The following is an 18898-nucleotide window of genomic DNA, read 5'->3' as shown; positions in this document are numbered from 1 at the left end:
TGATCCAAACGAAACTGCCTAGGTCGCGTCCGGCCGTGATCCGGCGGACAGCGCTCAGACGTCGGCCGGTGACAGCACCACCGTGTCGCTGCGCATACCCAGGACGAGGTCCCGGTCCGCGACCGCGAGCGTGTCGCACGTGAGGGGCAGCCGGACCTGGGAGACGAGGCCCCGGTCCTGGAGCCGCCACACACGGACGACACGGTCGCGGCCGGTGGCCACGACGTGCGGCTGCCCCTGCCAGACGCCCGACGCCACGGCCCACAGCGGGCCGGAACCCTCCGCGATCCGGGCCGCGTGACGCGGCGACGCCAGGTCCCAGAGCCGCAGGGTCCCGTCGTGGCCGGCGGTCACCGCGTGGGGGCGGCCGTCGACATCGAGACAGGCGACGGCCCGCACCCACCCCTGGTGCCCGCGCAGCACCGCCGTCCCCTCGCGGTTCCGCAGGTCCCAGAGTCTGACCGTCGCGTCGTCCCCGGCCGTCACCGCGAACGGCACACCGCCGACCGTGGTGCAGGAGACCGCGCACACCCAGTCGTCGTGGCCGGGCAGGGTGAAGAGCGCCGCGCCCGTCCGCACGTCCCACACCCGCACGGTGCGGTCCTCGCCCACCGTCACCGCCGCGGGACGACCGTCCACGACGGCGCAGGCCACACCGCGTACGCAACCGGAGTGCCCCTGGAGCACATGCCGGGGAAGCCCGGTGTGGTGCTCCCACACGCGCAGGGTGCCGTCGTTCCCTCCCGTCACCGCCAACGCGACGCCGTCGACCTCGATCGAGTCGGAGGCACGGACCCAGTCGGTGTGGTCCTGGAACGTCGCGACCGGCTCCGCGCCGGAGAACGGCTCCCCTCCCACGTCCCACACCCGCGCCGTACGGTCGTCACCTCCGACGAGCAGGTGCCGTCCCCCGCCGGTCCGCACCGGGGTGACCGTGCGGACCCAACTGCTGCGCCCGCTCAGGGTCGCGCGCATCGTTCCCGTGCGGAGGTCCCACAGGCGCGTGGTGTGGTCGTCGGGCCGGGCGAAGGCGTACGGGTTCCCGGCGACGTGGAAGACCTCCAGACCGCGGACCCACTCGTTCTTCGCGGACAGGACGGACCGGGTCTCGTGGGTGGACAGATTCCAGATCCGTACGGTCCCGTCGTCGGCGGCCGTGACGGCGTGCGGACGCCCGTCCAGCGTGGTGCAGGACACCGCGCGCACGGGGCCGGTGTGGCCGCTGAGGTGCACGGGTTCTCCGGTGACGGGTTCGCCGTCGCCGGACAGGGACTGCAGCCGGACGAGACCGCTGTGATCGCCGTGGACCACCGCGGGGGAGCCGTCGACCACGGTCCACGCCACGCAGAGCACCGGGCGCGAACCGGTGAACAGCACGCGCGACTCGTGGCCGCCGGCGCCGTCCGCGAGATCCCAGGCCCGCACCGTCCCGTCGTGGCCGGCGGTCACCGCGATCGGCCGGCCGTCCAGAACCGCGCAGTCCACGGACCGCACCCCGCTGTCGTGACCGGTGAGCGTGGCACGCCGGCGCCGCACGTCCAGGTCCCACAGGACGACGGATCCGTCGTCGCTCGCCGTCAGCGCGTGCGGCCGGCCGTCGAGGGCGACGGAGGCGATCGACCGTACGGGGCCGGTGTGCCCTTCGAGCACGGCGAGGAGAGCGGGGTCGGAGGGGTCGGACAGGTTCCACAGCCGGACCGTGTGGTCGCTGGCACCCGTCAGGACGCACCGGTTGCCGCCCACCTCCGCCGTCGCGAGGGCACGGACCGGCGCGCGGTGTCCCGACAGGGTCGCGCGCAGCTCGGGCGTCATGAGATCGGGGAGCTCCCAGACCCGGACCGTCTCGTCGTGGCTGGCGGTGACGATGTGCAGCCGGCCGCCGAAGGTCCCGCTGGACACGGCGTGCACCGGCTCGGTGTGCCCGCTGGACGCCGGACCCTGCGCGAGGCCCGTCGTCGCCCAACGGGGCTTCCACGGGCGGGAGCGGGCGAACCGCTCGGACAGCACCGGCTGCCGGGACCGGGCCGCGTCGATGGCGAGTACGTCGCTCCGCTCCTGCGGCGACACCCGGCGGTGGATGCTGACGGAGGCCCGGTAGATGCCGGCCGCGCGGCGCGCGGCGGAACCGCGTGCCTGGCCGAGGACCCGGACCAGGGCGTCGGGACGTGCGTGGATCAGGTAGTCGGTGTCCTGGAGGAGCGGGTCGAGGGCCCCTCCGGCCGCCGCGTGCGCGGCGAGATGCTCCTTGATGTAGCCGTGTGCGGTGCCCCACTCGCGCTCGCCGGTCCACGGATCGACCGTGACGTCCGCCGTCAGCGCCCCGGCGATGCTTTGGTGGGCCTCCGCGTCACGGCCGGGGCTCCGGAGCGCCGAGGCCAGCGACTCGTGGAAGAGGCGGTAGGCGGAGCCGTACGAGGTGGACTCCTCGATGATGTAGGAGCCGGCCGTCTCCAGCAGCCACTGGACGTCCTCGTCGCTGCAGCTCTTGCCCGACAGCGCCGCGGCGACGGGTGCCCACACCGTGGACCAGGGCAGCCCCCGCCCCTGGGCGTAGGCCAGCGGGCGCAGCAGTCTGCGGACGAGCCGGGCCGAGTCGCCGAAGGAGTCCAGATAGGCGTCGAAGGCGTCGACGGCGTCCCGGGGCAGCAGCTCCTCCCACCCCGGCCGCGTCACGTCGATGTCCAGCCGGCCGTCGACCACGGCCCGCGCGGTCATCCGGGCCACGAGGAAGCAGTTCCCCGCCCGGGCGGCGATCCCGCGGGCCACGAGCGAGGCCCAGGCGACACGGGCCGGATCCGGTTCCGCCCCTGGTGCCGGGGGCGGTCCTGAGCCGTCGGTGTCGGCCGGACCTCCGCCGAGGATGAGGTCCGACGCGTACTCGATCATGTCCGAGGGCTCGTTCCACCGCTCGACGTCGAGATCGAGGACGTCGACCGCGCGGCCCAGGTGGGGCACGACCGGCCGCCGAGTGCCGATCAGCAGCCGCACGGCGGGCAGCGTGGACAGCGGCAGGCACAGCTCACGGGCGACCCGCTTGGCCTCGGTCGCGTCGCCGGCCGGGCCGGCCTCGTCGAGGGCGTCGATGACCACCGTCAGGGGGCGCTGCCGCTCGCTGACCCCCTGGAGGAGCTCGTCGAGCGAGGCGGTCGGCAGTCCCAGCGCCGCCGCCATCCGGGCGGTGAGCTCCTCGCAGGTGCGGCGCCGGGCGTGCAGGGCGAGGACCTCGGGGTTGCCGGGCGGGAGGGTGTCGTCCGCCGCGACGGTCGTGCTCCGTTCGTCGGGATCGGACAGCCGCAACACCCTGCCGAGGACGGCGGACTTGCCCGAACCGGGATCCCCGGTGACCACCTTCGCCCGGCGGTCGTGGGTGTCGGCCGCCAGCCAGGCGGCGATGGAGGCCAGCGCGGCCCTGCGGCCCCGGAAGAAGTCCCCCGCCTCCGCGGCGTGCCCGACTCCCCGTCCGCGCGGGTCGAAGTGACCGCGGCTCTCCTGCCGCAGTCGGGCCATCGTCCGGACGTCCAGGTCGTTGGCGGGAAGGCCGGGGAGGAAGGCCGGATTGGGGAAGAAGGGCGCGTGCCCGTCGCTGTCCACGGTGGTGTACCGGGCGTGCTGGGCGGGGTGGTGCTCGGCGAAGTAGCCGTTGATGCCGCGGGTCACGTCCCGGACGCTCACGAACTCCTGCCGCGCGCCGGCCTTGGGGTGGGCGAGGACATGGGTGAGGGCGCTGACGAAGGCGTTCTCCGTCGCGCGCTCCTTGCCGCGCGCGGCGGCCATCAGCCAGCGCCCGGCCGGCTCCGGGGACCTCGTACGGGCCAGGGAGGCGGCGAGCGAGGTGATGTCGGCGGTGCCCGCCCCGGCGAAACAGGTGTCGAGGACGATGAGGAGATGACCGACCGCGCTGCGGATGAGGGGCCTGCCGAAGTCCTCGCTGGCCAGGGCCGTCCCGTCCCACAGGCCGCGTTCGGTGTCGGAGAAGAGCAGGTAGTGGCGGTCGACGCTGTGGACGCCGTGACCCGCGAAGTAGAGGAGCACCACATCACGCGGACCGAGCTCGGCGGCGGTGGTCCACCGGTCGATCCCGCGCCGGACCTCGTCCGCCGTGGGATCGGTGGAGAGTGCGGGCAGCACCGTCTCGTAGCCCATGGGACGGAAGAGTCCCCGGACCTTCTCGACGTCGGCGGTGACGCCGGTGAGGTCGCTGATGGTCTCGTCCTGGTAGTGGCGCACTCCGACCGTGAGCAGGAACCGGCGCCCGGCGTCCTCTGCCCCCACCCCAGCCGTCATGGCGTATGCCATGTCCAGTCACCCCCCGGGACTCGACGTGGAGGGGGGATACCGCCAGGGGGCATGTGCTCAAACCCCAAATACCCCTGAGATAACGGGAGTTCGGCGAAGCTACACCCACCCCCGCCCCGTTGTCACCGCAGCGGCAGCCCGATCGCCGCACCCGTCTTCGGCGCGGAGAGGTAGCGCGTCAGGTCGTGCATCCGGGTGCCGTTGGTGATCCGTTCGTCCCGCACGCCATCGCCGAAGCGGGTCGCCAGCTCGTTGACGACCGCCACGATGTCGCCCGGATCCGCGACGTTCGTCCACCGCCGGACCGGCCCGGGCCAGCCCCCGACACCGTCCACGGGACCGGGCAGGAGACGGTCGAAGACGATCCCCTGGAGCCCCAGCGGCGAGCCCAGGGTGACGAAGTCGGTCACCGGCCACTCGGGGTGCGCGCAGAGCGCCTCGTAGGCCACGACCGATCCCAGCGAGTGCGCCACCAGCACCCTCGTGTCGTCCCCGATCTCGTCGGCGACCCGCGCCTGGGCCGCGAGGCGGAGCTCCGGCTCCGTGAGGTATCGGCGGACCTGCTTGAGCGTGAAGATCAGCGAGCGGTCCGAGACCTTGCCGAAGAACCGTGACCCGGCCAGGGCGTCCAGTGCCGACCGTACGAGCTCGAAGCGCAGCATCTGGGCCACACCGAACCCCAACAGGCCCCGGGTGCCCTCCTGTTCGGGAGGGAGTACTGCCGGGTCGACGAGGGCCGCCTGCTCCCACCAGGCCATGAGGAGCTCCATTTCGAGCCCGTCCTCGACATCGGTCTCGTCCCACGGCGGCAGGTCGGCCGACCGGGTGCCCTTCTCGAAGTACAGATCCCCGTAGAAGGCGCAGGCGATGTCCTCGGCGGCCGGTGTCGGCCCGTCGGCCAGCCGTACGCCGTCCCGCAGGGCGGGTGCCACCTCACGATGCATCTGGGCCGGCCCGAGGAACTGCTGCCCGATCCCGTGCACCACCACGACCTTCGCCATGCCGCTCCCCCCTGAGGATCATGCCGCTTCCCACGGTACGGCCGAGAAGGCGAAAACGCAGGAGGGGAGGCGCAGTTGGCGTCCACGCGCACACGGAACGCCCGGAGCGCGGAGTCCGGTGTGTCACGGTCGGGCCGCCAGGGGCTCAGGGAATGAGGACGACCTTGCCGCGGATCTGCCCGCCTTCGCTGAGGCGATGGACGTCCGCGAGGTCTTCCAGGGGACGTGACGCGCTGATGTCGATGCCGAGCGCGGCCGCGTCGACGAGTTCCACGAGGGCCGCGAGCTGTGCGGCATCGTTCCGGGCGACCATGTGCATCGCGCTCACGCCGGTGTCGGCAGCCGGTTCGATCGGGGTGGCGATCGAGATGATCCTCCCGCCGCGCCGCACCAGAGGCACCAGAGCCGCGGCGTCCGACGGGCTCAGCGGGACCAGATTGAGCAGGGTGTCCACCGGACCGTCGAGCGCGGCGCCCACCGGCCCGGCGGTGTAGTCGATCACGTGGTCCGCCCCCTGCCCCAGGACCGCCGTGGTGCTCCGCGGACCGGCCGTGGCGATCACCTCTGCTCCGGCGTGCTTGGCCAGTTGCGTCACGAAGCCTCCGACGCCACCCCCCGCACCGTTGACCAGTACCCGCTGACCAGCGGTGACCTTCCCGTGCTCGAAGACTGCCTGCCAGGCCGTCAGGCCGGCGACGGGAAGAGCCGCAGCGGTCGCGAGAGGGACGGACGTCGGCGCCGCGACCAGCACGTCGGCGGGCGTCCGGACGTACTCGGCAGCCGCGCCCCCGCCGTCGAGCCGCCCGATGACCCGGTCGCCGACGGCGAAGCCCTCCGCCCCCGCACCGATCTCGACCACGGTCCCGGCGACGTCCCAGCCGAGCGTGTAGGGCAGGCCCAGGGGAAAGAACGCCCGCAGCAGCCCGGCGCGCAGAGCGGCCTCGGTCGGATTGAACGAGGTCGCCGCGACACGGACGAGCACCTCACCGTGGGCGGGGCGCGGACGGGGAACAGCGTCGGAACGGATCACGGAGGAATCGCCGTACTCATGGATGCGCGCGGTCTTCATCATCGTCATACCGCGAACCTATGACCGCCCACGGAGACAATCCATGCGTCAGACGGCCCCGTTCATACGCGAGCGTCTCGTGCCCGTAGTCTCGGCGCATGGATGTGCTCAGCGACGTGCTCGCGGTGACCCGGACCGGTCGGCCCCGGTCGGCGCATGTGCGGTGGCACGCCCCGTGGGGTCAGGAGTTCGCCTCCGTCCCCGGGTCGGCCGGCTTCCAGGTGATCCTGCGGGGTTCCTGCTGGCTGCGGTCCCCGGACGCGGAGAGCATCCGACTGGGCGTGGGTGACGTGGTGTTTCTGCCCCACGGCCGCGGGCACACCCTGGCCGACAGCCCCGAAACCCCGGTGACGGCTCCGGCCTGCGGCCCCGACGACCACGAGCCGTACGCCGCCTACGCCTCGAGCAGTGTCGACCGGAGCGGCGACGGCGGTGCGGTCACCGTCGTGCTCTGCGGGGCCTACGAGCTCGACCCGTCCCGCACGCACCCGCTGCTGCTGACCCTCCCGGACCTGATCCACCTGCCGGCACACTCGGATCGCCGTCCCGAGTTGAGTTCGGCCGTGGCGCTGCTGGCCGCCGAGTTGGAGAACCCGCGCCTGGGCACGGACGCGGTCGTCCCCGCGCTCCTGGACACACTCCTGCTGTACATCCTGCGCATCTGGTTCAAGGAACAGCCGGCCGGAGAGAACACCACGGGATGGGCCGCCGCGCTGAACGACCCGCCCGTCACCGCCGCGCTCCACGCCATGCACCGAGACCCGGCGGCACCCTGGACCGTGGCGGAACTCGCCGCGGAAGCCGGGCTCTCCAGGGCACCCTTCGCCAAACGCTTCGCCCTGCTGATCGGCCAACCGCCCCTCGGCTACCTGACCTGGTGGCGCATGACCACGGCAGCGCGCCTGCTGCGGACCTCGGACGCACCGCTGCGATCCATCGCCGCCCAGGTGGGCTACACCTCCGAGTTCGCCTTCGCCCACGCGTTCAAACGCACGCACGGGACCCCACCCGGCGCCTACCGGCGGAAGAGCTGATCCGGAGCGGCGGGCCCGGGCTCCCCGCCAAGACGCGTCCTAGCTCTCACGTCCCGTCGTCGAGGCGAAGCCCAGCCAGGTGTGGCGGTTGCCCCACCAGCACCAGCCGACCTTCGGGGCGTCGCGCCGCTCGCGGCCGTCCCTTCCCGTGCCGTTGCTGATCCAGATCGCCGGGGTACGAGCGTCCATGGCGCCGTTCGCCTTGCGCAGCCGGGAGCCGATCGTCATGAAGCAGAGGTTGCGTTCGAGGGCGGCCGGCTGCTGGAGCACCCAGTGGATGCCCTCGGTGAGCACGAGCGGGGTGCGCTTCTCCTCGGTGAGCGCGGGCAGCGCCTCGTCCGGGCTCCAGTTCGACATGCGGTCACCGCGGTCGACGCCGGTGACCAGGTAGAACGGTGCGTCGGGGAGCTCGATGCCGGACGGGGCGAAGTCGTCGACGTCGGGCATGTCGACCACGACGAAGCCGGGCTTGTCGGCGCGCCGGAGGAGCGGGGCGAGCGCCGAGGCCGGAGCGCGGTCCGGGTGTACGGCGAGCAGGGCGCCGCCGTCGTCGCCTTCGGCCGCTTCGACCGCTTCGGCCGCTTCGGAGGCGAAGGTCCGCAGCGCGTCGGCGGAGACCCCGGCGATCTCGTGCACCCCCAGCTCGATCAGACGCTCGGCCTGCGCGGCGAGCGAAGGGAGCGGGGGCAGGGGCGCGGTGGGCGGCGTGACGGGCAAGGGACTCCTCGGTTTGGCGTACGGGGTACGCGGTGGGGAGAGGCGGACCTGAGGTCAACGGAGCGGCCTGCGGGAACGTTCCCCGCCCGCGGCGACTCCTCCCGTGCGCACCGGCCGTCACCGCCGTGCCCCGCCGATTCCTCCGGACCGCCGCCGGAGCTCACTCGATCGGGTCGGCCCGCCTCGCCGCCCCGCCGTCGCTCCAGCAGGCTGGAAACCGTGGTGACGACGGATCCGGGACGCGCCCCGAGGGGACCGGGATGAGCCCAGCGCCGCCCGTGGACCCGGCGGTCTTCGACGGTGCCGTCGCCGCCGTCGCGCTGCTCGCGGGCCCCGAGGGCCGGCTCCTCTACACCAACGCCGCCTTCACGAGGATGTTCGGCGCCCGGCAGGTGGGGCTGCCCGCCCGGGAGGCGTTCGCGGACCCCGACGGCTGGCGGTTCCTGTCCGTCCTGGACGAGGTGCGGGCGACGGGGCGGGCCCGCCAGGTCACCGGCGCGCGCGAGCCCGACCCGGACGCGCCCGCGCAGTCGCGGTACTTCGTGTACTCGTGCAGCCCCGTGACCACCCAGGAGGGCGACGGGATCCTCGTGGTGGCGATGGACACCACCACCGAGACCTTCGCCCTCCAGCGGTACCGGGCCCTGGTCTCGGCCGTGTCGGTGATGATCTGGGTCGTGCACGCCGACGGGGCCATGGAGGAGATCGTCCCCGGCTGGGAGCGGCTGACCGGCGCCCCCTGGCATCCGCGCGCCGACACGGGCTGGTACGCGCACGTCCACCCCCGCGACCGCGACAGGCTCGGCGCGTGCTGGCGCGACGCCGCGACGCGCGGGGCCGGCGGCGTCTTCCAGTGCACCTTCCGCGTGCGCGCCGCCGACGGCTCGTACCGCCATCTGTCCACGCGCGGCGTCCCCGTCCTGCGGGAGGGCCGGGTCGCCGAGTGGATCGCCGCCACCGTCGACATCGAGGACACCTGGCGCGCCCAGCTGCGCGAGCGGCTCCTCGCCCGGGTCGCCACCGTCACGGGGCAGAGCCTGGGGGAGGCCTTCGGCGAGGTGGTGAAGATCGTCGTGCCCGAACTGACCGACGCCTGCCTCATCCTGCTGCTCTCCCACGAGGAGTGGCCGCTGCCCGAGCACGCCCCCGTCACCGCCCGCCGGGTCGCCTCCGCCACCCGTCCCGGACTGCCGGCGCCGCCGGCCCTGCTCGGGCAGAGCGTCACGGTCACCCGTAAGGTCCGCGAGGTCCTGGAGTCCCGTGTCCCCCGCACCTTCGGCATCCCCGTCGGCGGTCCCGTACCGGCCGAGCTCCTGCCGGCCGTCACGGAACGGTGGCTCGCCGCCTCGGGGGCCACCAGCGTCACCCTCATCCCGCTGGTCGTCGACGACATCGTCCTCGGCTACGCGGCCACCAGCACCAACGGCGACACGCCGACCCTCGGCCCGACCGAGACCGAGCTGCTGCGCGAGGTCCTCCACCACGCCCAGCAGCCGATCCGCAAGGCACTCGACCTCCAGAGCGCCCGGCGGACCGCGCTCGCCCTCCAGCGCGCCCAGCTCACCCGGCCGCCCACCGTCGGCGGGGCGAGCCTGGCGGCCTCCTACCAGCCCGCCAGCTCCGCCAACGAGATCGGCGGGGACTGGTACGACGCCTTCCTCCTGCCCGACGGCACGCTCGTCCTCGACGTGGGCGACGTCGTGGGCCATGACCTAGCCGCCGCCACCGCGATGACCCAGATGCGCAACATGCTCCGCGCCCTGGCCTACAGCCGCGGGCCCGGCGCCACCCCGGCGGACGTGCTCGCCCGGTTCGACGAGGCGGCCGAGGGCCTGGGCGCGGCGTCCTTCGCGACGGCCGTCCACACCCAGCTACGGCGACTGCCCGACCTCCGGTGGCACGTGAGCTGGTCCAACGCCGGTCACCCGCCGCCCCTGCTGATCCCGGCCCACGGCGGCCCGCTCTTCCTCGACGGTACGCAGGAGGACCTGCCGCTCTGTGTCGACCTCAGCGTCCCGCGCAGCACCCACACCCGCGTCCTCGGTGCGGGGGACACCCTCCTGCTCTACACGGACGGCCTGGTCGAGACCCCCACCGCCCCGTTCGCCGACGGCCAGCGGCGACTCGCCCGCGCGGCGGCCCGCCACCGACGGGCGGCGCTGCCCGAGCTGCTGCACGGACTCCAGAGCCTCTCCGACCACCGCGACGACACCGCGATGATCGCCTTCCGCGCCGATTCACCCGAGTCGCCGTAAGGTCACATTCCGCAGATACTGCCCGAAGCGGTCAAGATCGTCCCTCGGGGCGGAGGGCGGTAGAGGAGAAGGGGGCGCTCACCGAGGAGGAGTTCCGGAAGGCGAAGGCGAAGCTCCTGGCCTGACGGCGACCGGCGCGGACCGAGAGGGGCAGGAGACGGCATGGAGTGGAAGCTGCGGTTCGAGCGGCTGCGCGCGGGCGCCGAGCTACGCTTCCCCGTCCTGGCCGAACTCACGAGCCGGCTGCTGTCCGGCAACCTCCTGGACGCGGGGACCAGGCTCGCCGCACAGGCCTTCCTGGCCGCCGTCCCCCTCCTCTTCGCCTTCGCGGCCTTCGCCCCGCTCGGCGTCCGTGACCAGCTGAGCGACTCCCTCGGAGCCATGTTCGGCCTGAGCGGGGAGTCCGAGAAACAGCTCAAGCAGGTCCTGTACCCCACGTCCGACGAGGAGGTTCGTGAGACGACCGGCGCGGTCGGCGTGATGGTCGCCCTGGTGTCGGCGACAAGCTTCAGCCGGGCCATGTCCCGGGTGTGCGAGCGGGCGTGGCGGCTGCCCAAGGCCAAGACCCGGATCGCGGCCTGGCGCTGGGTGGTGTGGCTCCTCGTCCTGGTCCTCGTGGTCGTGTTCCAGGCCCCGATCAGGAACGGCTTCGGCCTCGGCGCCGTCGTGGGCGTCGTCCTCACCTTCCTGCTGGCCACCGGTGTCTGGCTGTGGACCCAGCACCTGCTCCTGGCCAAGCGCGTCGCCTGGCTGGCCCTGCTGCCCGGGGCGCTGCTCGCCGGCACCGCCACCACCGCGCTCGGCCTCACGGCCCGGATCTACGTGCCCGGCGCGGTCGACCGGGCCGTGGCCTCGTACGGCGCCTTCGGTCTCGTCCTCGTCATGCTGTCGTGGCTGATCGTCGTCTGCGGCGCGGTCACCTTCGCGGTCACCATCGGAGCCGTACTCGCGGAAGAACCGCCGCTGAACCGGTACGTGATGCGGGACGGTGGCGGCGAGCCGCCTCCCGACGAGGAGGACGGAGACGCCGACCGGCAACCGCCGGAGGGGCCGCTCGCGCCGTGAGGGCCGCGGGCGGCGGTGTCCAGGCCGAGACCGTCCAGCCGGCCGAGACCGTCCACACGGTCGCGGCCGGCTGACCCGGAGTCATCCCGCCGGTGCGACATCCGCCCACAAGGCGGTCGCGTCGGGCGAGAGCGGTGCGACCGCTCCGCCCGGCGCCTGCGCATCCGCGTCCCACCACACGCCCTGGCCGGGTGCGAGGACGGGTCCGTCCGTGCCCGCCTGCCAGTGCCCGCCCAGGACGTGGAGGACTCCGGCGTGCCCGGAGGGCGGTACGACCCGGCCGGTGACCCGCTCCACCCGCGCCGTCGCGCGTCCGCGCCGGACCATGATGTTCAGCACCCGGCAGGCGCCGCCCGGCAGTTCGGCGGCGAGGGCGAGATCGCCGGAGAACGCGAACGGTTCGCCCGCGCGCTCCAGGAGCCGGTCGAACACCCCCGGGCAGCTGAGCCGCACACCGTCGCCCGCCAGCAGGGTGAGCGTCCGGTCGACGCCGGGGAACGCCGAGAACGGCCCGTCCCGGTCGATGTCGGCGATGCTCGCGCGCCACACGAAATCCTCGTCGCCCGCGGGCCGCGAGGCGATCTGCCGGGTCGCGCCCCCGTCGTTGCGCCACCGGCCCGCCGTCAGCGTCTCGACATCGAAGTGGTGCATGGGAGGGCTCCTGACCTGCGTCCTGTGCGAGGTGTGGATCATACGGGGAGGTCGCCGGAAGAGTCGTGACGGTGAGAGTGGTTGACGGATGGTCTGGACCAACTTACGGTCTGCTGGAGCGCGCGCCATGCCTAGGACCACCCCCCACGTCCCAAGGAGCACGCATGCCAGGCCCTCGGATCCCCCGTGTCCTCGGAGCGGGACTCGTCACCCTCCTCGCAGCCGCCGCCCTCGCCGCTCCCGGCGCCGCAGCCGCCGACAACGCGCTGTCCGCCCGCACCACCGTCTCCGCGCCCGCACCGGCGACCGCCGCCGCGGACACCTGCGCCCTCAAGCCGAAACCCGCCGGGAAGGTGCTCCAGGGGTACTGGGAGAACTGGGACGGCGCGGCCAACGGCGTCCACCCGCCCTTCGGCTGGGCACCCATCGACGACCCGCGCTTCGCGGCCCACGGCTACAACGTCATCAACGCCGCCTTCCCCGTGATCCGTTCGGACGGCACGGTGCTGTGGGAGGACGGCATGGACAGCACCGTCCGCGTAGCCACCCCGGCGGAGATGTGCCGCGCCAAGGCGGCGGGCGCGACCGTCCTGATGTCGATCGGCGGCGCCGCCGCCGGGATCGACCTGAGCTCGCGCGCCGTCGCCGACCGCTTCGTCGCGACGATCGTGCCCATCCTGCAGAAGTACAACTTCGACGGGATCGACATCGACATCGAGACCGGCCTGGTCGGCAGCGGCGCCATCGGAACCCTCTCCGCCTCACAGGCCAACCTCGTGCACATCATCGACGGAGTCCTCGCCCGCATGCCCGCCGGCTTCGGACTGACCATGGCGCCGGAGACCGCGTACGTCACCGGCGGCAGCGTGGCCTACGGGTCGATCTGGGGCGCCTACCTGCCGATCGTCAAGAAGTACGCCGACAACGGGCGCCTGTGGTGGCTCAACATGCAGTACTACAACGGCAGCATGTACGGGTGCTCGGGCGACTCCTACGCCGCCGGAACCGTCGCCGGGTTCGTCGCCCAGACCGACTGCCTGAACCGGGGCCTCGTGATCCAGGGCACGACCATCCGCGTGCCCTACGACAAGCAGGTCCCCGGCCTCCCCGCGCAGCCCGGCGCGGGCGGCGGCCACATGGCACCGTCGACCGTGGCCCAGGCGTGGAACCACTACCGCGGGGCGCTCAAGGGTCTGATGACCTGGTCGGCGAACTGGGACGGGTCGAAGAACTGGACCTTCGGGAACAACGTCAAGTCCCTCCAGGGCCGCTAGCGGCGAGCCCGCCCCGGGCCGACCCGACCCCGCCGGGGCCGGGTCGGCCCGGGGCGTCCCGGGTGACGCCTGCACGGTTTCCGCAGGTCGTGCCCCTTTCGCGAGGGCCCGTGGGGATACGGTCGGCGCCATGGAAGGTGAACGTCAGACCTGGCTCCGGTGTCTCCTCGCCGGAGCCGTGTTCGTCGTGTGCATGGCCGGCACCACACTGCCGACGCCGCTCTACCCCCTCTACCAGGAGAAGTTCGGCTTCTCCGAACTGACCGTGACCGTCGTCTACGCCGTGTACGCCTTCGGGGTCATCGGCGTCCTGCTCCTCGCGGGCAACGCCTCGGACACGATCGGCAGACGTCCGACGCTGCTCTGGGGCCTGGGCTTCTCGGCGGCGAGCGCGATCTGCTTCCTCGGCGCGGACACCGTGGGCTGGCTGTACGCGGGCCGGCTGCTGTCCGGCCTGTCGGCAGGCCTGTTCACCGGCGCCGCCACCGCGTACGTCATGGAGCTCGCCCCGCGCGGCGGCGCGTCCCGGGCGACGTTCGTGGCGACCGCCGCCAACATGGGAGGACTGGGCTGCGGCCCGCTGCTGGCCGGCCTCCTCGCGGAGTACGCCCCCGATCCACTGGTCCTGCCCTTCGCCGTCCACCTCGCCCTCGTGGTCCTCAGCGCCGGCGTCCTCCTGTGGCTCCCCGAGACCGTACGGGAACGCCGGCCCCTGACCGCCGTGCGGCCCCAGCGGCCCGCCCTCCCCGCACAGGTGAGAGCCGTGTTCGTGCCGGCGGCGATCGCCTCCTTCGTGGGCTTCGCCCTCTTCGGCGTGTTCACCTCCGTCAGCCCCGCCTTCCTCGCCCGCTTCCTGCACGTGGAGAACCATGCCGTGAGCGGCCTGGTCGTGGCCCTGGCCTTCTTCGCCTCGACCGCCGGACAGCTCGCCGTCGGCCGCGTCGGGGTGGCGCGCTCCCTGCCCCTGGGCTGCGCCGTGCTCTTCGCCGGCCTCGCCCTCCTCGCGGTGGCCCTTTATACGGACCTCCTCGTCTTCGTCGTCCTCTCGGCCGTGGTCGGCGGGGCGGGACAGGGCCTCGCCTTCCGCGCGGCGCTGTCCTCCGTCGCCGCCGCGGCGCCGGCGGACCAGCGCGCGGCGGTGATCTCGACGCTGTTCGTGGTCGCGTACACGGGCATCTCGATCCCGGTGATCGGCGTGGGACTCCTCGCCGACCCGCTCGGACTCGACCGGGCGGGTCTGGTCTTCATCGCCTGCATGCTGCTGCTCGTCGCGTCCGCCGCCGCCTACCTGATCCGCCGGCCGGTACGGGCGGAGCATCCCTGACCGCTCGCGGTCACCCGGGTGTCGTCGCCAGGCCCAGGCCGGCCGCCAGGCGGGAGCGGTGCCAGGCCGGCGGGCCGAAGAGCCGGGACGAGCCGTGCGCGCGCTTGAAGTAGCGGTGGGCGTCGTGCTCCCAGGTGATGCCGATGCCGCCGTGCAGCTGGATCATCTCGCCAGCCACGACCGAGAACGCCTCCGAGCAGGCGGACTTGGCGGCGGCCGCGCAGCGGGTCGCCTCCGCCGAGCCCACCCCGTCGGCCGCCGCGAACGAGGCCCCCAGCGCGACCGAACGCGCCGACTCCACCAGGACGTACGCGTCCGCGAGCCGGTGCTTGACGGCCTGGAACGAACCGATGGGCCGCCCGAACTGCACGCGCTCCCCGGCGTAGGCGACGGTCAGTTCGAGGCAGCGCGCGGCTGCGCCGACCTGCTCGGCGGCGAGCGCTGTACAGGCCAGGTCGAGGACCTGCCGCAGCACCCGCTCGCCGTCGCCCTCGACCCCGACCAGCCGGGCCTCCGCCCCGGCGAGGGTCAGCCGCGCCTGTCCCCGGGTCGCGTCCATCGTCACCGCCGGCTTCCGGTCCACGCCCGCACCGTCCCCGGACACCTCGAAGAGCGAGACCCCCGCTTCGGTCCGGGCGGCCACGAGCAGCAGGTCCGCGGCGGCGCCGTCGAGGACGTGCTCCTTGACCCCGGTGATCCGCCAGCCACCACCGGGCCCGCGGGAGGCCTCGGCCCGTACGGCCGCCGGGTCCCAGGAGCCGCCCTCCGCCCAGGCCAGGGCCCCCACCACGGAGCCCGAGGCCAGGCCCGGCAGCAGCTCCGCGCACACCGCCGCGTCGCCCGAGGCGAGCAGCGCCCGCACCGCCAGCACGGCGGAGCCGAGGAACGGCACGGGGCTCAGCTCCCGCCCCAGCTCTTCCATCACCACATGGACCTCAAGGGCCCCGCAGCCCGCGCCGCCGTACTCCTCCGGCACGGCCAGCCCCGCGACCCCGATCTGCTCGGTCAGCGGACGCCAGGCCGCTTCCCCCGCATGGCGTCCGAGGAGTGACCGTACGGCGGACCGCAGTTCCTCGTGCTCCTCCGTCAGTCGCATGCGCACTGTTCCTTTCCCACTGGGTTCGACGTGAAGGGGGGCTCGCCGCCGGCGAGCCGGCTGCGTCAGGGAGCGAGCACGCGGGCGCGGCAGGCGGCGGGGGTGCCCCAGGCCTCGCGCAGGGGGCGTGCCTTGCGGATCCACAGGGACAGGTCCAGCTCGTCCGTGTAGCCGACGGCGCCGTGCAGTTGCAGGGCCGCGCGGGCCGCGGCGTAGGCGGAGTCGCCCGCCGCGACCTTCGCCGCGGCGATCTCGCGCCCGGCTTCCCGGCCGTCGGGGCCGGCCAGGGCCAGCGCCGCCGAGTGCAGCAGCGGCTGGGCGAACTCCAGGGCGAGGAGCGTGTCGGCCAGACGGTGCTTCACCGCCTGGAACGAGCCGATGGCGACGCCGAACTGGGTGCGCTGCTTGACGTACGCCACGGTCCGGTCGAGCAGTGCGCGGCCGAGGCCCAGGGCCTGGGCGGCGGTGACCAGCGCGGCCACGTCGGCGGCGTGTCCGGCGGCGGCTTCCACCTCCGGGCCCCTTGCCAGGACCGTTCCGCCGAGGGGCCGGGCCAGCCGGCGCGCGGGGTCGGCGGACGGCTGGACGGGACCGGCGTCCTCGGTCAGGAGCACGGTGTCGCCCGCCACGACGAGGACGGCGTCGGTCGCGTCCGGGTCCAGGGCGTACGGGCTCCCGGCGGCCGGCACGCACAGCGAGACGACCGCCTTGCCGGCGGCGATCCGCGGCAGCCACGCGGCCGCCGCGTCCTGGTCGCCGAGGCGGTCGAGCAGCGCGGCGGCGGCGACCGTCTCGACGAGCGGGCCGGGGACGGCATGGCGGCCCAGCTCGGTGAAGGCCACGGCCAGTTCGACCGGCAGGGGGCCCAGACCTTCGTACGGCTCCGGCACGGCGAGGGCGAAGACCCCCGCCTCCGCGAGCCGGGACCAGAGGGCGCGGCCCGGCGCGGTGTCGCCGCTGGCCCAGGCCCGTACGGCTCCGGGGGTGTCGGACGCCGTGAGCATGGCGTCCAGCGAGCGGGCGAACTCCCGCTGCTCGTCGTCGAGGAGGAACCGCATCACCGGCGTCCCTTCGGCAGGCCGAGCAGCCGCTCGGCGATGATGTCGCGCTGGATCTCGTTGGTGCCCGCGTAGATCGGCCCGGCGAGGGAGAAGGTGTGGCCCTCGGCCCAACTGCCGTGGGCGGGCGCCTCCGTGGCCTCGTCCGACAGCTCGCCGTACGGGCCGAGGACGTCGAGTGCGGTCTCGTGGAGCGCGATGTCGAGCTCCGACCAGAAGACCTTGTTGAGGCTGGACTCGGCGCCGATCGACTCCCCGGCGGCGATGCGCGAGGCGTTGGAGTAGGTGAACAGCCGGTACGCCCGGGCCGCGATCACCGCGTCGGCGACCCGGTCCCGCAGCGCGGTGTCGGACGGGTCGGCGCCGTCCCGCCACAGCCCGGTCAGCCGCTCGGCGGCGGCCGTGAACCGGCCCGGACTGCGCAGGGTGAGACCGCGTTCGTTGCCCGCCGTGCTCATGGCGACCCGCCAGCCCTGGCCGGGTGCGCCGATCACGTCCTCGTCGGGGACGAAGACCTCGTCGAGGAAGAGCTCGGCGAAGGCGGGCTTGCCGTCGAGCCGCCCGATGGGCCGCACGGTCACGCCGGGCGCGTCCAGCGGGAACATCAGGTAGGTCAGGCCCTGGTGCGGCCTGGCGGCCTCCGGGTCGCTGCGGAAGAGGCCGAAGGCCCGGTCGGCGAAGGCCGCCCGCGACGACCAGGTCTTCTGGCCGCTCAGGAGCCAGCCGCCCGCCGTCCGCACGGCGGTGGAGCGCAGACTCGCGAGGTCCGAGCCGGACTCCGGTTCGGACCAGGCCTGGGCCCAGATGACCTCGCCGGAGGCCATGGAGGGGAGGACGCGGGCGCGCTGCTCGTCGGTGCCGTGCTCGAAGAGGGTGGGGGCGAGGAGGTTGATGCCGTTCTGGCTGACCCGGCCGGGCGCGCCGGCCGCGTAGTACTCCTCCTCGAAGATCAGCCACCGGAGGATCGAGGCGCCCCTGCCGCCGTACTCCTCGGGCCAGGAGACCACCGACCAGCGGTCCGCGAAGAGGGTCCGCTCCCACTCCCGGTGCGCCGCGAAGCCCTCCTCCGTCTCCAGGGAGGGCAGCGGGACGGCGGGCACGTGGGCGGTGAGCCAGGCGCGGGCCTCGGCCCGGAAGGCGTCCTCCGCCGCTGTGAAGTCGAGGTCCATCAGGCTCCCGTCGCCTTCATTGCCCGGATGTCCATGCCGCCCAGGGCGTCGGGGGCGGTCTCGGCGTTGTGCGCGTGCGCGAGGTGGTGCAGCCCGAACACCGAGTCCATGCCGGTGTGCATGCCCTGGAGGTCCTCGGCCTGGTTGACCGCGCGCTTGGTCAGGGCGAGGCCCATGCGCGGCATCTCGGCGATCCTGCCCGCCAGCTCCATGGTCCGGTCGGTCAGTTCCTCGCGGGGGACGACGCGGTTGACCATGCCGACCTCGTAGGCGCGGCGGGCGCTCATGCGGTCGCCGGTGTAGAGGAACTCCTTCGCGATGCGCGGGGGCATCACCCACGGGTGGGCGAAGTACTCGACGCCGGGGATGCCCATGCGGACGACCGGGTCGGCGAAGAAGGCGTCCTCGGAGGCGACGATCAGGTCGCACACCCAGGCGAGCATCAGGCCGCCCGCGACGCAGGCGCCCTGCACGGACGCGACCATGGGCTTGGGCAGTTCGCGCCAGCGCCGGCACATGCCCAGATAGACCTCGGACTCCCGGGCGAAGCGGCTCTCCGCGCCCTCCTTGTCCGAGTGGTCCCACCAGAGCCCGGCCCTGCGCTCGAACGGCAGGTGCGCGTCCCGCGCCGGGGTGCCGATGTCGTGGCCCGCGGAGAAGTGCTTCCCCGCCCCTGCGAGGACGACGACCTTGACCTCGCTGTCGTCGGCCGCGCGGTAGAAGGCCCGGTCCAGGGCGTAGGTCATCGCGGAGTTCTGGGCGTTGCGGTAGTCGGGCCGGTCCATGGTGACGACGGCGACGGGGCCGAGGCGTTCGTACCGGACAGGCGACGTGGACGTCGATGTCGATGTCGATGTGGTGCGGGCAGCGGACATCCGCCCTCCTTCCC

At 73.6% G+C, this 18898-nt stretch carries 14 protein-coding genes; 5 read left to right on the top strand and 9 right to left on the bottom strand.

The features are described 5' to 3' along the window. Positions 1–54: 54 nt before the first annotated feature. The 3 genes from SGA01_RS07185 to SGA01_RS07175 form a co-directional block, all read right to left on the bottom strand. Entirely contained in the window at positions 55–4296 is a 4242-nt protein-coding gene (locus SGA01_RS07185) for a caspase family protein (protein ID WP_141294459.1), read from the bottom strand. A 122-nt stretch (positions 4297–4418) separates the two neighbouring features. Beyond that, entirely contained in the window at positions 4419–5297 is an 879-nt protein-coding gene (locus tag SGA01_RS07180) for an antibiotic ABC transporter ATP-binding protein (RefSeq protein ID WP_141294457.1), read from the bottom strand. 145 nt (positions 5298–5442) lie between these two features. Further along, positions 5443–6375: an NADP-dependent oxidoreductase gene (locus SGA01_RS07175; RefSeq protein ID WP_218037824.1), complete on the bottom strand. Its 933-nt coding sequence runs from the start codon at positions 6373–6375 to the stop codon at positions 5443–5445. 89 nt (positions 6376–6464) lie between these two features. On the opposite strand from SGA01_RS07175, the gene SGA01_RS07170 reads away from it, so the two are divergent. After that, positions 6465–7400 (top strand): AraC family transcriptional regulator, encoded by a 936-nt coding sequence (locus SGA01_RS07170; RefSeq protein ID WP_141294455.1) that lies wholly within the window; start codon positions 6465–6467, stop codon positions 7398–7400. A 39-nt stretch (positions 7401–7439) separates the two neighbouring features. On the opposite strand, the gene SGA01_RS07165 is transcribed toward SGA01_RS07170, so the two are convergent. Further along, positions 7440–8117, bottom strand: coding sequence for a DUF5701 family protein (locus SGA01_RS07165; RefSeq protein WP_141294453.1), 678 nt, complete (start codon positions 8115–8117; stop codon positions 7440–7442). A gap of 260 nt (positions 8118–8377) precedes the next feature. On the opposite strand from SGA01_RS07165, the gene SGA01_RS07160 reads away from it, so the two are divergent. Then, complete coding sequence (locus tag SGA01_RS07160) at positions 8378–10372, top strand: SpoIIE family protein phosphatase (RefSeq protein WP_141294451.1); 1995 nt, start codon at positions 8378–8380, stop codon at positions 10370–10372. Positions 10373–10534: 162 nt separating this feature from the next. Continuing rightward, positions 10535–11437: a YhjD/YihY/BrkB family envelope integrity protein gene (locus SGA01_RS07155; protein WP_141294449.1), complete on the top strand. Its 903-nt coding sequence runs from the start codon at positions 10535–10537 to the stop codon at positions 11435–11437. Positions 11438–11518: 81 nt separating this feature from the next. On the opposite strand, the gene SGA01_RS07150 is transcribed toward SGA01_RS07155, so the two are convergent. Then, on the bottom strand, positions 11519–12088 hold the full coding sequence (locus SGA01_RS07150; RefSeq protein WP_141294447.1) for a HutD/Ves family protein: 570 nt from the start codon (positions 12086–12088) through the stop codon (positions 11519–11521). Positions 12089–12252: 164 nt separating this feature from the next. Between SGA01_RS07150 and SGA01_RS07145 the strand changes: the two genes are divergently transcribed. After that, positions 12253–13362, top strand: coding sequence for a chitinase (locus SGA01_RS07145; protein WP_141294445.1), 1110 nt, complete (start codon positions 12253–12255; stop codon positions 13360–13362). Positions 13363–13492: 130 nt separating this feature from the next. Continuing rightward, on the top strand, positions 13493–14686 hold the full coding sequence (locus SGA01_RS07140) for an MFS transporter (protein WP_141294443.1): 1194 nt from the start codon (positions 13493–13495) through the stop codon (positions 14684–14686). A gap of 10 nt (positions 14687–14696) precedes the next feature. Here SGA01_RS07140 and SGA01_RS07135 read toward each other — a convergent pair whose 3' ends face one another. The 4 genes from SGA01_RS07135 to SGA01_RS07120 all read right to left on the bottom strand — a co-directional run bounded on the left by SGA01_RS07135 (position 14697) and on the right by SGA01_RS07120 (position 18884). After that, on the bottom strand, positions 14697–15782 hold the full coding sequence (locus SGA01_RS07135; RefSeq protein WP_141294441.1) for an acyl-CoA dehydrogenase family protein: 1086 nt from the start codon (positions 15780–15782) through the stop codon (positions 14697–14699). Positions 15783–15847: 65 nt separating this feature from the next. Beyond that, positions 15848–16840 (bottom strand): acyl-CoA dehydrogenase family protein, encoded by a 993-nt coding sequence (locus SGA01_RS07130; RefSeq protein WP_141294439.1) that lies wholly within the window; start codon positions 16838–16840, stop codon positions 15848–15850. Then, positions 16840–18009: an acyl-CoA dehydrogenase family protein gene (locus SGA01_RS07125; protein ID WP_141294436.1), complete on the bottom strand. Its 1170-nt coding sequence runs from the start codon at positions 18007–18009 to the stop codon at positions 16840–16842. Before SGA01_RS07125 ends, SGA01_RS07130 begins: the two co-directional genes overlap by 1 nt. Further along, positions 18009–18884 (bottom strand): enoyl-CoA hydratase, encoded by an 876-nt coding sequence (locus SGA01_RS07120; RefSeq protein ID WP_141294434.1) that lies wholly within the window; start codon positions 18882–18884, stop codon positions 18009–18011. Before SGA01_RS07120 ends, SGA01_RS07125 begins: the two co-directional genes overlap by 1 nt. Between the last annotated feature and the right edge of the window lie 14 nt (positions 18885–18898).

The organism is Streptomyces gardneri (assembly GCF_006539185.1).
Classification (GTDB): Bacteria; Actinomycetota; Actinomycetes; order Streptomycetales; family Streptomycetaceae; genus Streptomyces; species Streptomyces gardneri.
Note: the sequence above shows the minus strand (reverse complement) of the source record. Positions and strands in the feature narration are given on the sequence as shown.